Source organism: Inquilinus ginsengisoli (assembly GCF_031453975.1).
GTDB classification, from domain to species: domain Bacteria; phylum Pseudomonadota; class Alphaproteobacteria; order DSM-16000; family Inquilinaceae; genus Inquilinus; species Inquilinus ginsengisoli_A.
Window position 1 is genome coordinate 677,192 of the sequence record NZ_JAVDPW010000003.1, and the last position, 13,882, is coordinate 691,073.

12 protein-coding genes are annotated in these 13,882 nt (G+C 70.1%); 6 read left to right on the top strand and 6 right to left on the bottom strand.

Annotation, left to right across the window (positions count from 1 at the left end; genetic code table 11):
• Nucleotides 1–21: 21 nt before the first annotated feature.
• Together E9232_RS10825 and E9232_RS10830 are read right to left on the bottom strand one after the other, a co-directional pair.
• Nucleotides 22–780, bottom strand: coding sequence for an MOSC domain-containing protein (locus E9232_RS10825; protein ID WP_309793942.1), 759 nt, complete (start codon nucleotides 778–780; stop codon nucleotides 22–24).
• Between the two features lie 83 nt (nucleotides 781–863).
• Nucleotides 864–1,646 carry an SDR family NAD(P)-dependent oxidoreductase gene (locus E9232_RS10830; protein ID WP_309793943.1) on the bottom strand — a complete coding sequence of 261 codons (783 nt, stop codon included), beginning with the start codon at nucleotides 1,644–1,646 and terminating at the stop codon, nucleotides 864–866.
• A 184-nt stretch (nucleotides 1,647–1,830) separates the two neighbouring features.
• Here E9232_RS10830 and clpB point away from each other — a divergent pair, with 184 nt between their 5' ends.
• The 3 genes from clpB (at nucleotide 1,831) to E9232_RS10845 (ending at nucleotide 6,455) form a co-directional block, all read left to right on the top strand.
• Nucleotides 1,831–4,434 carry an ATP-dependent chaperone ClpB gene (gene clpB, locus E9232_RS10835; protein ID WP_309793944.1) on the top strand — a complete coding sequence of 868 codons (2,604 nt, stop codon included), beginning with the start codon at nucleotides 1,831–1,833 and terminating at the stop codon, nucleotides 4,432–4,434.
• Between the two features lie 256 nt (nucleotides 4,435–4,690).
• Complete coding sequence (locus tag E9232_RS10840) at nucleotides 4,691–5,995, top strand: calcium-binding protein (RefSeq protein WP_309793945.1); 1,305 nt, start codon at nucleotides 4,691–4,693, stop codon at nucleotides 5,993–5,995.
• A gap of 73 nt (nucleotides 5,996–6,068) precedes the next feature.
• Nucleotides 6,069–6,455 carry a VOC family protein gene (locus tag E9232_RS10845; protein ID WP_309793946.1) on the top strand — a complete coding sequence of 129 codons (387 nt, stop codon included), beginning with the start codon at nucleotides 6,069–6,071 and terminating at the stop codon, nucleotides 6,453–6,455.
• Nucleotides 6,456–6,459: 4 nt separating this feature from the next.
• On the opposite strand, the gene E9232_RS10850 is transcribed toward E9232_RS10845, so the two are convergent.
• From E9232_RS10850 to E9232_RS10860, 3 genes are all read right to left on the bottom strand, one after another.
• Entirely contained in the window at nucleotides 6,460–7,002 is a 543-nt protein-coding gene (locus E9232_RS10850; RefSeq protein WP_309793947.1) for a GNAT family N-acetyltransferase, read from the bottom strand.
• Complete coding sequence (gene rsgA, locus E9232_RS10855) at nucleotides 6,999–8,072, bottom strand: ribosome small subunit-dependent GTPase A (RefSeq protein WP_309793948.1); 1,074 nt, start codon at nucleotides 8,070–8,072, stop codon at nucleotides 6,999–7,001. The genes E9232_RS10850 and rsgA overlap by 4 nt, the downstream gene beginning before the upstream one ends.
• Before the next feature lie 201 nt (nucleotides 8,073–8,273).
• Entirely contained in the window at nucleotides 8,274–9,278 is a 1,005-nt protein-coding gene (locus E9232_RS10860; protein WP_309793949.1) for an SMP-30/gluconolactonase/LRE family protein, read from the bottom strand.
• A 99-nt stretch (nucleotides 9,279–9,377) separates the two neighbouring features.
• Between E9232_RS10860 and E9232_RS10865 the strand changes: the two genes are divergently transcribed.
• The 3 genes from E9232_RS10865 (at nucleotide 9,378) to E9232_RS10875 (ending at nucleotide 12,200) form a co-directional block, all read left to right on the top strand.
• Nucleotides 9,378–10,304, top strand: a complete 927-nt coding sequence (locus E9232_RS10865; protein ID WP_309793950.1) for a LysR substrate-binding domain-containing protein — start codon at nucleotides 9,378–9,380, stop codon at nucleotides 10,302–10,304.
• A 22-nt stretch (nucleotides 10,305–10,326) separates the two neighbouring features.
• Nucleotides 10,327–11,256, top strand: a complete 930-nt coding sequence (locus E9232_RS10870) for a cyclase family protein (RefSeq protein ID WP_309793951.1) — start codon at nucleotides 10,327–10,329, stop codon at nucleotides 11,254–11,256.
• A gap of 74 nt (nucleotides 11,257–11,330) precedes the next feature.
• Nucleotides 11,331–12,200 carry an alpha/beta hydrolase family protein gene (locus tag E9232_RS10875; RefSeq protein WP_309793952.1) on the top strand — a complete coding sequence of 290 codons (870 nt, stop codon included), beginning with the start codon at nucleotides 11,331–11,333 and terminating at the stop codon, nucleotides 12,198–12,200.
• Between the two features lie 39 nt (nucleotides 12,201–12,239).
• On the opposite strand, the gene E9232_RS10880 is transcribed toward E9232_RS10875, so the two are convergent.
• A complete protein-coding gene (locus E9232_RS10880) occupies nucleotides 12,240–13,829 on the bottom strand; it encodes an ABC transporter substrate-binding protein (protein ID WP_309793953.1) in 1,590 nt (529 codons plus the stop codon).
• Nucleotides 13,830–13,882: the final 53 nt, after the last annotated feature.

Consider the following 13,882-nt stretch of genomic DNA (forward strand, 5'->3'; position numbering starts at 1 on the left):
AAGCAAAGGGCGATATCCAGCCTACCCAATCACCAGCGCATCCCCATCCGCGATCCGTCCGCCGGTCAGCACCTCGGCATAGACCCCGCAATCGGCGTGGCCGAAGCCGGTGATCAGGGCCTTGGGGATGTTCAGGTCGCGCTCGCCGGTCGCGGGGTTGACGTTGGTGGCGGCGCAGCGACCGATCCGGGATACCACCTTCAGCCGCACCGGGCCGACCGTGATCTCGCGGTCGATCAGGTCGAACTCCGACCAGGCCGGCAGGCCCTCGACCAGCAGGTTGCCGCGGAAGCGCTGCGGGTCGACCGGCGCCCGCGTCACCCGCTCGATGTCCCGGACCGAGGCGAGGTTGATGATCGAGACCAGCTTCTCCGGCTTGTCGGTGAAGGCGATGCCGGGCGTAGTGACGATCTTCAGCGCGCCCCGCGGATCCTTCATGAAGGCGTTCAGGAACTGGTTGATCAGCTCCTGCCCGATCGGCAGCGACAGCAGGCCGCGCGCCACCTGCTTGCCCTCGCGCTTCAGGGTCAGCGCCTCGGTGGCGTCGTCGTAGCCGATGCCCAGCAGCGCCAGCCGCTCATCGGTCATCAGCTGCAGGAACTGCCGCTTCGGCTGCCAGCTCGGCGCCGTCGGGTCGCATTGGCTGGCGCCGTGGACGATGGCGAAGCGCCGGTCATGCGGCAGCGTCCCGCCCGGCGCCAGCTCCGCGGCGTCGAGTTTCTGCCCGGCCAGGCCCTTGACGGGATAGCGGTGGATGGCGGCGATGCGGGCGGCGGTCATGGGCGGATCTTGTCGCGACGGGTCGGGGGAAAACCCTAACGCGTTATGGCCGGGGTAAACAATCAGCGCGCCTGCGATCGCCGCTATGCGCGGATGGGACCTTTCCGCTCCTGCAGCGTGTTGCCGCCGTCGACCACCAGCGACGCGCCGGTGACGTAGCTGGCGCCGGGCGAGGCCAGGAAGGCGATCGCGGCCGCCACCTCATCGGCCGTGCCGGGGCGGCCGACCGGGGTGTGGCGCCCGGCCTCGCGCTCGATCTCCGAGGCCGAGGCGGTGGCGATCCAGCCGGGCTCGACCGCATTCACCGTGACGCCCTGTCCCGCCACCTCCAGCGCCAGGGCGCGGGTCAGCCCGCTCAAGCCGGATTTCGCCGCGGCATAGGCGCTCTCGCCCGGGATGGCGACGCGCGGGCCGGTGACGGAGGAGATGTTGACGATGCGGCCGTAGCCGCGCCCGAGCATGTGCGGCAGCACCGCCCGGATGGCGTTGAAGGCGGTCTTCAGGTTGAGCGCGATGCCGTGGTCCCAGGCGGCCTCGTCGAGCGCCGCGAAGGGCACGCTGGCCGTGGCCGCCGCACCGGTCTGCACCATGCCGGCATTGTTCACCAGGATGTCGATGCGGCCATGCGCGGCCAGGGCGGCCTCGGCCAGCCGCACCGCGTCGGCCATCATTGTCAGGTCGCCGGCGACGCCGATCGCTGCGAACCCTGCCGCCTGCAGCTCCTCGGCCCGCAGCCGGATGCGGTCGGTGGTCGCGGCCAGCACGATCCGGGCGCCCGATGCCGCGAGCCGCCGGGCCGCGGCGAAGCCGATGCCCTCGGGGCTTCCCGCCCCGGTCACGATCGCCACCTGGCCTTGCAAATCCATCGTTTTCGCCCTCCGCTGCGCCCGAATGCTGCCTTTGCGGACGGCGTCGCACAACCGCCCTTGTTGCAGCGGGGCCACACCCCTACATCAGTCCTGCATCCTTCCCGGATCGCACTGACGTGGATCAAGGCACGGTCGGGCTTCCTGTAAGACGATCGCGCCGCAAAACGGGGAAACCGAATCTATGGACCTTCAGAAATTCACCGAACGCAGCCAGGGCTTCCTCCAGGCGGCGCAGACCGCGGCCCTGACGCGCGGCCACCAGCAGCTGCTGCCCGAGCATCTGCTCAAGGTGCTGCTCGACGACGAGGAAGGGCTGGCGGCCAATCTCATCCGCAGCGCCGGCGGTAAGCCGGAGGCGGCGTCCCAGGCCGTCGACCAGGCGCTGGCCAAGCAGCCCAAGGTCGAGGGCGGCGGCGGCCAGGTCTATATGAGCCGTGAGCTGGCGCGGGCGCTGGACCAGGCGCAGGAGCAGGCGAAGAAGGCCGGCGACCAGTTCGTCGCGGTCGAGCGGCTGTTGCTGGCGCTGGCCATCGCCAAGGAGACCGCTGCCGGCGGCGCCCTGGCCAAGGCCGGGGTGACGCCGCAGACGCTGAACCACGCCATCGACGCCATGCGCAAGGGCCGCACCGCCGACAGCGCCAGCGCCGAGGGCCAGTACGACGCGCTGAAGAAATATGCCCGCGACCTGACCGAGGCCGCGCGCTCCGGCAAGCTCGACCCGGTGATCGGCCGCGACGAGGAGATCCGCCGCACCATCCAGGTGCTGTCGCGCCGCACCAAGAACAACCCGGTGCTGATCGGCGAGCCCGGCGTCGGCAAGACTGCGATCGTCGAGGGGCTGGCGCTGCGCATCGTCAATGGCGATGTGCCGGAAAGCCTGAAGAACAAGCGCCTGCTGGCGCTGGACCTCGGCGCGCTGGTCGCCGGGGCCAAGTTCCGTGGCGAGTTCGAGGAGCGGCTGAAGGCCGTGCTGCAGGAGGTCACCTCCGCGGCCGGCGAGATCGTGCTGTTCATCGACGAGATGCACCAGCTGGTCGGCGCCGGCAAGGCCGATGGCGCCATGGACGCGTCGAACATGCTGAAGCCGGCCCTGGCGCGCGGCGAGCTGCACTGCGTCGGCGCCACCACGCTCGACGAGTACCGCAAGCATGTCGAGAAGGATGCGGCGCTGGCCCGGCGGTTCCAGCCGGTCTTCGTCTCCGAGCCGACGGTCGAGGACACCATCTCGATCCTGCGCGGGCTGAAGGAGAAGTACGAGCTGCATCACGGCGTGCGCATCACCGACGGCGCGATCGTGGCGGCGGCGACGCTGTCCAACCGCTACATCACCGACCGGTTCCTGCCGGACAAGGCGATCGACCTGGTCGACGAGGCCTCGGCGCGGCTGCGCATGCAGGTCGACAGCAAGCCCGAGGAGATCGAGGCGCTCGACCGCCGCACCATGCAGCTGAAGATCGAGCGCGAGGCCTTGAAGAAGGAGACCGACGTCGCCTCCAAGGACCGCCTGTCCAAGCTGGAGCAGGAGCTGGCGGAGCTGGAGGAGCAGTCCTCGTCGCTGACCGCCGCCTGGACCGCCGAGAAGGAGAAGCTGTCCGCCGCCACCCGGGTGAAGGAGCAGCTGGACCAAGCGCGGTCGGAGCTGGAGCAGGCGCAGCGTTCGGGCAACTGGGCGCGGGCGGGCGAGCTGACCTATGGTGTGATCCCGGATCTTGAGAAGAACCTGGCGGGCGCCGAGGCGGCCCAGGCCTCGCACATGGTGCGCGAGGAGGTGCAGCCCGACGACATCGCCGCCGTGGTCAGCCGCTGGACCGGCGTGCCGGTGGACCGGATGCTGGAGGGCGAGCGTGAGAAGCTGCTGCAGATGGAGCAGAAGCTGCGGTCGCGCGTGGTCGGGCAGGACGAGGCGATCACCGCGGTCGCCAACGCCGTGCGGCGGTCCCGCGCCGGGCTGCAGGACCCCAACCGGCCGATCGGCAGCTTCCTGTTCCTGGGCCCGACCGGCGTCGGCAAGACCGAGCTGACCAAGGCGCTGGCGGAGTTCCTGTTCGACGACGACACCGCCATGGTCCGCATCGACATGTCGGAATACATGGAGAAGCACGCGGTCAGCCGGCTGATCGGCGCGCCGCCGGGCTATGTCGGCTATGACGAGGGCGGGGCGCTGACCGAGGCGGTGCGGCGCCGGCCGTATCAGGTGATCCTGTTCGACGAGGTCGAGAAGGCGCATCCGGATGTCTTCAACGTGCTGCTGCAGGTGCTGGATGACGGCCGCCTGACCGACGGCCAGGGGCGGACGGTCGATTTCCGCAACACCCTGATCATCATGACCTCGAATCTCGGCTCCGAGTTCCTGGCCGTGGCGTCGATCGAGCAGGAGAGCGGCGAGATCGATTTCGTCAGCCGCGAGAAGGTGCTGATGGCGGTGCGCCAGCACTTCCGGCCGGAGTTCCTGAACCGGCTCGACGAGATGATCGTGTTCCGCCGGCTCAGCCGCGAGAACATGACCGGCATCGTCACCATCCAGCTCGCCGGCCTGCGCCGGTTGCTGGAGGACCGGAAGATCACGCTGGAGGTCGACGACCGGGCCAAGGCGTGGCTGGCGGACCAGGGCTATGACCCGATCTACGGGGCGCGGCCGCTGAAGCGGGTGATCCAGCGCGAACTGCAGAACCCGCTGGCGAGCGCGATCCTGGAGGGCCGGGTGGTCGACGACAGCACGGTCAAGGTCACGGCCGGCGATGACGGGCTGGTGCTGCAGCCCCAGCCGCTCGCCGCGGCCGCCTGAGACACTGGAAGAAAGGAAGGGGCGCTTCGGCGCCCCTTCCTTTTTGTCCGGAGCGGTGAGTGAGCCTTGCGTTGCCTCTCCCGCCTGGCGGGAGAGGTCGGGCTCGCGCAGCGAGACCGGGTGAGGGCTGGCACATGGCACAGGCCTCGACAAAGAGCCCTCACCCGGAGCCGCTTCGCGTCTCCGACCTCTCCCGTAAACGGGAGAGGCAATCTTGTCTCGTCCGGCCTGAAGGCGGGATCGATCAGAGGGGGAGATGGCGATGGTGGTCTATCTCGGCGATTCCACGGCGAACCTCTTCGCCGGCGGCATCGACGCCGACATGGTGTTCGGCTTCGGCGGCAACGACATCCTCGGCGGCGGGGCCGGCAATGACCGGCTCGACGGCGGGATCGGCGACGACGTGCTCGATGGTGGAGCCGGCGACGACTGGCTCGAGGGCAGTTCCGGCAACGACAGCTTCAGCGGCGGTGCCGGCGTCGACACGGTCAGCTATCTCAACGATCCGCAGGGCAGCGCCGTCATCACCATCGGCATGACCGGCACCGGGGGCACCGCCGAAGGCGATTTCATCGCCGCGGATGTCGAGAACCTGGTCGGGTCGCAGAACTTCGACTCGCTCGGGGGATCCGCCGGCGCGAACTACCTCTACGGCGCGGAGGGCGGCGACTACCTCTCCGGCAATGGCGGCGACGACCGGCTCGACGGCGGCGTGGGCGGGGATGTTCTGTTCGGCGGCGATGGTATCGATACGGCGATCTATTTCGACAGCACCGCCGGCGTGTCCGTCAGGATCAACGCGACAAGTTCCCTTGGCTGGGCCTCTGGCGATATCGTCCTGGACGATGTGGAGAACATCGAGGGCTCCAACGGTTTCGGCGATACCATCAGCGGCTGGTCCACGGCCAATCGCCTGACAGGCTGGGGCGGGGATGACAGCCTGTCGGGCCTCGACGGCAACGACACCCTGGCCGGAGGCGCCGGGGCGGACCATCTCGACGGCGGCGCCGGCATCGACATCGCCAGCTACGCCGAGGCGACGACCGGGGTGGCGGTCAATCTGGGCGCCGGAACCGGTGCCGGCAGCATCGCCCAGGGTGACACGCTGGTCTCGATCGAAAGCGTCCATGGCGGCGCCGGCAATGATTCGCTGGCCGGGTCGGGCGGCGCCGACGTCCTCCTCGGCAATGCCGGTAACGACGTGCTGATGGGGGCCGGCGGACGGGACGCCCTGGCCGGCGGGGCAGGGGTCGATCGCTTCACCTATGGCAGCGCGGCCCAGAGCCCGGTCGGCGCCTCTGATCAGATCACCGACTTCAGCCACGCCCAGGGCGACCGGATCGACCTGGTGTCGATCGACGCCAACAGCGTGGTCGCCGGCAACCAGGTCTTCAGCTTCATCGGCACGGCCGCCTTCGGCCACGTCACGGGCCAGCTGCGGGCCGAGACCGTGGCCGGCGTCACCAGCGTCTATGGCGACATCAACGGCGACGGCACCGCCGACTTCCAGATCCGCTGTGCTGGCGCGATCACCTTGGTGCCCGCGGATTTTGCGCTCTAGGCGACCGGCCGCGACGGTTCCATATACCGGACAGTCGTCGCCGGATTGGTCGGAGGCGGGAAAGGGCAGGGGCATGATCCGCATCGACCATCTCGACCATCTGGTGCTGACCGTGGCCAGCATCGAGCGCGCTTGCGACTTCTATGCCCGGGCGCTGGGCATGACGGTCGAGACGTTCGGTCAGGGGCGAAAGGCGCTGCGCTTCGGCGACCAGAAGATCAACCTGCACCAGGCCGGGCACGAGTTCGAGCCCAAGGCGCTGCGGCCGATGCCGGGATCGGCCGACCTGTGCTTCATCGCCGCGACGCCGCTGGAGCAGGTGGTGGCCCATCTCGAGGCGCTCGGCATCGCCGTCGAGGAGGGCCCGGTCGCCCGCACCGGGGCGACCGGGCCGATCCGGTCGGTCTATCTCCGCGATCCCGACGCCAACCTGATCGAGATCGCGAACCCGGCGGCCTGACCCGCTACGTCCCCTCGGAAAACGCGGCATGGTAGGCGACGGTCCCGGCCGGCACCAGGCCGTCGAGCGCCAGCGCCATGAAGTACTCCGGCGGCACGCCGTCCAGCCGCAGCTGCGGCTGGACGGCGAAGCCGAAGCGGCCGTAGAAGGCGGGATCGCCGAGCAACACGCAGCCGCGGGCGCCGAGCGGGGCCAGGCGCGCCAAGCCGGCGCGGACCAGCGCCTGCCCGATGCCCTCGCCCTGGCGGTCAGGCAGCACCGCCAGGGGGCCCAGGCCGTACCAGCCTCGGAGCCGCCCGTCGATCCGGACCGGCGAGAAGGCGACATGCCCGACCACCTCGCCCCGGTCCTCGGCCACCAGCGCCAGGGTCATGGCGCCGGCGTCCCGCAGGGCATCGACCAGCAGATGCTCCCGCCGGTTGCTGTAGGGGCGGCCGCCGAAGGCCTCGGCCACCAGCACACGGACGGCATCGAAATCCTGCGGCGCCTCGTCCCGGATCAGGATCTCTCGCGCCTTTGCTGCCAAGGGCCCCTCGCTGCCGGTCATTCCAAATCCCCCCGCCGCTTGGCGGCGGCGCGGCCCTGCTTCTGCCGCTGGATCCAGACCTTGCGCGTCGCGGCCCGCGCGACCGGGTCTTCCCGGCGGCTGAGATGCGCCAGCTCGCGCTGCAGCTTGATCCAGTTGCGCCAGCGGTCCCCATCCAGGCGGCCATCCTCCAGCGCTGCGCGCACCGCGCAGCCGGGTTCCGCCTCATGCCGACAATCGGTGAAGCGACATGTCTTCGCCAGCGCCTCGATGTCGTCGAAGGCCTCGGCGACGCCGGCCTCGGCGTCCCACAGCCCCAGCTCGCGCATGCCCGGCGTGTCCAGCACCAGCCGCCCATCCGGCAGCAGCACCAGCTCGCGATGGGTGGTGGTGTGGCGGCCGCGGGCGTCATCCTCCCGGATTCCGCCGGTCGCCATCCTCTCCGTCCCGGCCAGGGCGTTGACCAGGCTGGACTTGCCGACGCCGGAACTGCCCAGCAGCACCGCCGTCTGGCCGGGGGCGAAGCAGGCGCGCAACCCCTCGATGCCCTCACCGCTGACGGCGGACACGACATGGACCGGCACGCCCCGGGTCAGCGGCTCGATTTCGGCCAGCGCCGGGGCGCGGTCGGCACACAGATCGGCCTTGGTCAGCACCACCACCGGCGCGGCCCCGCTCTCCAATGCGGTGGCGAGGTAGCGCTCGATCCGCCGGGCGTTGCGGTCGGCGTTCAGCGAGGTGACGAGGAAGGCGACCTCGATATTGGCCGCCACCACCTGGGCGACCGGCCGGCCGGGGCCGGCTGCCTTGCGGGTGAAGGCGTTGCGCCGCGGCAGAACGGCATGGATGGTGGCGCCGGCCTTGTCCGGGGGCACGGACACCGCGACCCAGTCGCCGGTCACGGGATACTCGCCCTCCTTGGCCTCATGGGCGAAGCGGCCGGACAGGTGGCTGGTCATCTCGCCCTGCGGCGTGATGAGGGTATAGGCGCCGCGCCGCTGCACGGTGACGCGCGCTGGGCTCAGGCCCTGGTCTGCATGGGGTTGGAAATCGTCCTGGAGCCCCTGGCTCCAGCCATAGCGTTCGATCAATTCGGAAATCCTCGGTCGGAAAGCCTTTCAGGCGCCGGCCAATGGATTCCTGATGTCAGGAGGCCTGAACGGCGGCGCGGCGAAGAGGGGCGCGAAGCGCGCGGACAGCGACAGTCATCGTTCTAACCCTCCTTTCCGGGCCGTCTTGGACGCCCCAACCTGAGGCAAGGGCGGGGCCGGCGTCAAGTCTGCTCGTGATGTCTACTCCGGCAGCGCGCGCGACTGCAGGTCGAACGGGACGCCGCGCGGCACCGCCGCGTCGTCGCCCTTGTGCGCCAGCAGCAGCCCGTATTTCGACTCGATGAACCAGACCCGGCCGCCCGCCACCACGCCGGAGGAGGCGTCGTTCAGCCCTCCCACCACGGTCTCCAGCGCCGCGATCCGGCCATCCGCGACCCGGGCCAGGGTGACGGCGCCGCCATAGGGGCCGTCCGTCCCGAAGGCGTTGCTTTCGAATAGCACCAGCCGGCCTGGCCCGTCGGCGCGGATGGCGTCGACATTCCTGAGAATCCGCGGTGCCGGGATGCGGGTGACCGGACCCGCCGCGCCGCCGGCCTCGATGTCGACGCGCAAGATGTAGGGCACCGCCGCCACCGCGCTGACATAGAGGCCGTCCGCCGTCACGGCGATGCCGTTGAGGAAGTAGCCGCCCTCGCCGCCGCCCAGCGCCGGATCGTCCTTCCAGACCTCCAGCGCTGTGGCGCCGGGGCGGAGGCGCAGCACCCGGGGGTGCAGGCTGTCGGTGACGTAGAGCGTGCCCCGCCCATCCTGCGCCAGGTCGTTGCAATAGCCGCTGTCGGGCATTGGCCAGCTGCCGCGTGGCGCGCCGGTCGTGAGGTCGTAGGCCTTCAGCGCGCTCGGCGTCATCGGCACGGTGGTGAAACCCATGCTGCCGGAGCAGACCCAGAGCCTGCCGGCCTGCCCATCGACCAGCACGCCCTGGCCGTTGGCGAGGCCATTCGACCCGGGCGGCACCAGCACCTCCGGCCGCCAGTCCTCCGTCTCATCGGCGCCGGGCCGCAGCCGGGCGACGGCGCCCTGGCGCCAGCTGCCGACATAGAAGCTGCCGTCCGACCCGACCGCCACGCTCTCCGGATACCAGTCGGGCGGCAGTGGCAGAACGGCGGGCGGCTGGGCGGGCGCGGCGAGGGCCGGGCAGCACAGCAGCAGTGCCGCCAATGCGGCCAGGGCGCGGATCGGGATCATGCGTCGTCTCCGGGATCGGGAAAGCCGACGTAGTTTCGGTCCGCAGCCTGGATTGATAAACTGGCCTGCGCTTGCATCACTCCCAATCCAGGATTTGGAATGGATCGGCTGACCAGCATCGGGATCTACGTCCGCGTCGCCGAGGCCGGCAGCTTCGCCGCGGCGGCGGATGCGTTCGGCCTCTCCGCCACCATGGTCGCCAACCATGTGCGGGCGCTGGAGGACCGGCTTGGGGCTCGGCTGATCGAGCGCACCACCCGCCGCCACCACCTGACCGAGATCGGCACCGCCTATCTCGAGCGCTGCCGCGACGTGCTGGCGAGCGCGGAGGCCGCCGACCGCGTGGCGGAGTCGCTGCGCGCCGTGCCGCAGGGCACGCTCAGGGTCACGGCGCCGGTCACTTGGGGCGCGCATCGCCTGGTGCCGGCGATCGGCGCCTATATGGAGCTGTACCCAGCGGTGCGGGTGGAGTTGGGCCTGAACGACCGGCTGGTCGACCTGGCCGAGGAGGGCTTCGACATCGGCATCCGCTCCGGCCGGGTCGGCGACGAAGGGCTGGTGGCCCGGCCGCTGGCACCGTCGCGCCTCCATGCCGTGGCCAGCCCAGCCTATCTGGCCCGGCGCGGCACGCCGCTGCATCCGGCCGAGCTGGAGGGACACGACCTCCTCGCCTTTGCCGCCTGGGGGCCGGGCCATGCTTGGCGCTTCAGCCGTGGGGCAGAGACGGCGGCGGTGCCGGTGCGCGGCCGGATGGTCTGCAACAACGGCCAGGCGCTGCTGACCGCGGTGCTCGCCGGGATGGGCGTGGTGGTGCAGGCCGATGTGCTGCTCGACCCCGCCATCGCCGACGGCCGGCTGGTGCGCCTGCTGCCCGACTGGGACCTGCCGGCGCGCGCCATCCACCTGGTGCGCCGGCACGAGCCGCGGCCGAGCGCCAAGCTGCGCAGCTTCGTCAACTTCCTGGTCGAGCGGCTGGGCGACGTTCCGCTTGGACGGGGCTCCGGCTCGGGCGATGCTCAGGCCTGAAGAACCAGGGAAGGGGGCTCACATGCTGCGGATCAAGGCCGTGACGGCCGCTCTGTGCCTTGCGCTCGCCGCCGCGCCGGCGGCCCGGGCGGCGGAAGGGTTGTGGAGCATCTACGATTCGGCGCTGAAGGGCGCCAAATACATCGACCTCACCCATGCCTTCCAGCCGGACCAGCCGGTGTGGCCGGGCTTCGCCGCCGCCGAGTTCAAATCGGCCGCAGCCGGCAACGAACTGCCGGACTACGCCCGGAAGGGCGACGAGTTCAGCTATGACAAGCACGGCTTCGTCGCCACCGCCTATGTGCTGCCGACCGACCAGTACGGCACCCAGCTGGACCCGCCGGCGCATTGGGACGAATTCGGGGCCACCATCAGCGACCTGCCGCCGACCTTCGCGGTGCGGCCGCTGGTGCTGATCGACATTCACGACAAGGTCGCGGCGGACCCCGGCTACAGCATGACGGTCGACGACATCGCCGCCTGGGAGGCCAGGCACGGTACCATCCCCGAGGGCAGCGTGGTCATGGTCCGGACCGACTGGTCGAAGAAGTGGGACGACGCCGCCCATTTCAACGACAAGCCGTTCCCCGGCGTGTCACTGGACGCGCTGAAGTTCCTGCACCTCGAACGCCGCATCCTGTTCCACGGCCATGAGCCGCTGGACACCGACGCCACGCCGAACCTGGAGGGCGAGGACTGGCTGATGCACAACCAGTTCACCCAGGCGGAAGGGGTGGCCAATCTCGACCAGGTGCCGGAGGCCGGGGCGCTGATCGCCATCGGCTTCGCCAAGCCGCTCGGCGGCACCGGCGGCTACGCCCGCTACATCGCCATCGCGCCGGCCGACTGGAAATATGGCGTCACCATCGCCGAGGCGCCGGGGGCCCCGCTGCCCAAGCAGGTGGCGCCGCTGCGCCGCGGTGCCGATGGCGTGATGCGGCCGACGCCGTAACAGCGGCCGCGCTGCCCGGTGCGAACGATCAAAGCGGAAGGACGGAATCCATGTCGAAGTCGAGGATGGCGTTGATGGCGATGGCCCTGTGCGGCGTGCTCGCGGCCCCGGCGGCCGGGCAGGCGGCCGAGAAGACGGTCGAGTTCAAGGTCGATGGCCAGAAGGTGGTCGGCACCCTGGCGCTGCCGGACGGCGTGGCCACGCCGCCGGTGGTCCTGCTGCTGCACGGCTTCACCGGCAGCCGGGACGAGCTGGAGATCCCGGCGGCGAAGGAGGGCATCTTCCGGCGCGCCGCGCGGATGTGGGCGGCGCAGGGCATCGCCAGCCTGCGCATCGACTTCCGCGGCAACGGCGACAGCGAGGGCGCCTTCGCCGATATGACGTTGGACGGGCAGGTCAAGGATGCGCTGGCGGCGCTGGACCTGCTGGCGGCGGACGGCGAGGTCGACCGCGACCGCATCGCTCTGGTGGGATGGAGCATGGGCGGCGCGGTCGGGGCCATCGTCGCCGGCCGCACCAGCCACAAGCTCACCTCGGTCTCGCTGTGGGCGCCGGGCACCAACATGCCGGCGGCGATCGCCCTGCTGCTCGGCCCCGACGTCGTCCGGCGCGGCCTGGCCGGCGGCGGCCAGCCGGTCACGGCGAAGCTGCCCTGGGGCGCCGAGATTGCGCTCAAGGGCAGCTTCTTCGAAAGCCTGTACACGATCGACCCGGTGGCGGAGATCGCCCGCTACAAGGGGCCGCTGCTGGTCGCGGTCGGCACCAAGGACGACGTGGTGTTCCCGCAGCCGGCCTCCGGCCAGGTGCTGCTCGACTACCATGACGGGCCGGAAGAGCTGTGGGTGCGGCCGATGGACCACGCCTTCAACGCCTTCGAAGGCACCGCGACGGTGGACGAGCTGATCGCCAAGACCGGCAGCTTCATCGCAGCCGGGCTGAAATGAGAGTCGGGAAGGAGGGATGCCCCCTCCCCGAAACCCGTCCTACTTCTTGACGATGCTGGCCCAGAAGTCGGTGTCGATGCTGGGCCCCAGCACCAGCCCGTCGACCTCGGCGCGGTGGGCCACCACCTCCGTCGTCTGGTACAGGAAGGCGTAGGACGAGCTGTGCAGGATGTCGCGCTGCAGCGCCTGGTACAGCGCGGCACGCTTGGCCGTGTCGGTCTCGCGCACCGCCGCCTCGACCCGGGCCGTCAGCTCCGGGATCTCCCAGTTGGCGCGCCAGGCCACGGTCTTGGTGCGGGTGTTGGGGCCGTTGTCCGGGTTCTCAGCGAAGGCCTGGGCGTTGGTGTGCGGGTCCTGGTAGTCCGGCCCCCAGAAATACAGGAAGATGTCCTGCTCGCGGGCGCGGTAGCGGGTGAAGATCTGCTTCAGGTCCAGCTGGTTCAGGGTCAGCTTGATCCCGGCCTGGGCCCAGCTGGCCTGGATCGCCTGGGCGATGTCGGGGTAGGGCGCCACGTTGGGCACGTCGATGGTGACCGAGAACCCGTCCGGCAGCCCGGCCTGCTTCAGCAGGTCCTTGGCCTTGTCCAGGTCGAAGTGGAACGGGGTGTCGTCGACCGCGCCCAGGAAGCCGTTCGGCAGGAAGGTCTGGTGGGTGGTGTAGCCCTGGCCCAGCAGGGCGGTGCGGATGCCCTCATAGTCGATCAGCCAGCGCAGCGCCTCGCGCACCTCCGGGTGCTTCAGGGCCGGATGGGCCTGGTTGAAGCCGAGATACAGCAGGTTGCCCTTCGGTGCGGTCTGGATGCGGATGTCGGGGTTCTTCGCCAGCGCCTCGACCTGGTCCTTGCCCAGGCTGCGGGCATAGTCGACGTCGCCGCTCTCCAGCAGCAGCCGGGCGGTTGCCGCCTCCTGGACATGGCGGATGAAGATCCGCGGCGTCTTGGGCGCCTCGCCCCAGTAATTGGGGTTGGCCTCCAGCAGCAGGCTCTCGCGCGGCTTCCAGCTCTTCAGCACATAGGGGCCGGACCCACCGGAGTTCAGGCGCAGCCAGCCATTGCCGAAATCGCCATCCTTTTCGTGCTCCTGGGCCAGCTTCGAATCGACCACCGAGGCCACGGTCGCGGTCAGCAGGTAATAGACGAAGCTCGGCGCGTAGGCTTCGCCGGTCTCCAGCGCCAGGGTCGATGCGTCGGTGGCGCGGATGCGGTCGCGGACGTTGTCGGCGGTGAAGCCGAGCTGGGTGATGATGAAGGCCGGGGTCTTGTTCAGAATCACCACGCGCTGCAGCGAATAGGCCGCGTCCGCCGCCGTGACCGGGTTGCCGGAGGCGAATTTGAGGCCCTGGCGGAGCTTGAAGGTATAGGTCTTGCCGTCGGCGCCGACCGACCAGCTTTCCGCCAGCAAGCCCCTGATCTTCGACACGTCCTGCAGGTCGTAGGACAGCAGCCGGTCATAGGTGTTGGCGTTCTCCTGCTCCGAGCTCAGCTCGAATTCCTCGGCCGGATCGAGCGAGATGATGTCGTCGATCGGCTGGGCGATGACGATGGTGTTGGCCGGCGTCTTGGCCGTAGCAGCCCAGGGCACGGACAGGGCCGCGAGGATGGCCGCGCCGGCCACGAGAAAGGTTCGCATCGAAGCTCCGGAATCCTTCTGGATGCGGCCGCCGGCCCCCCGCCGTCTGCCTG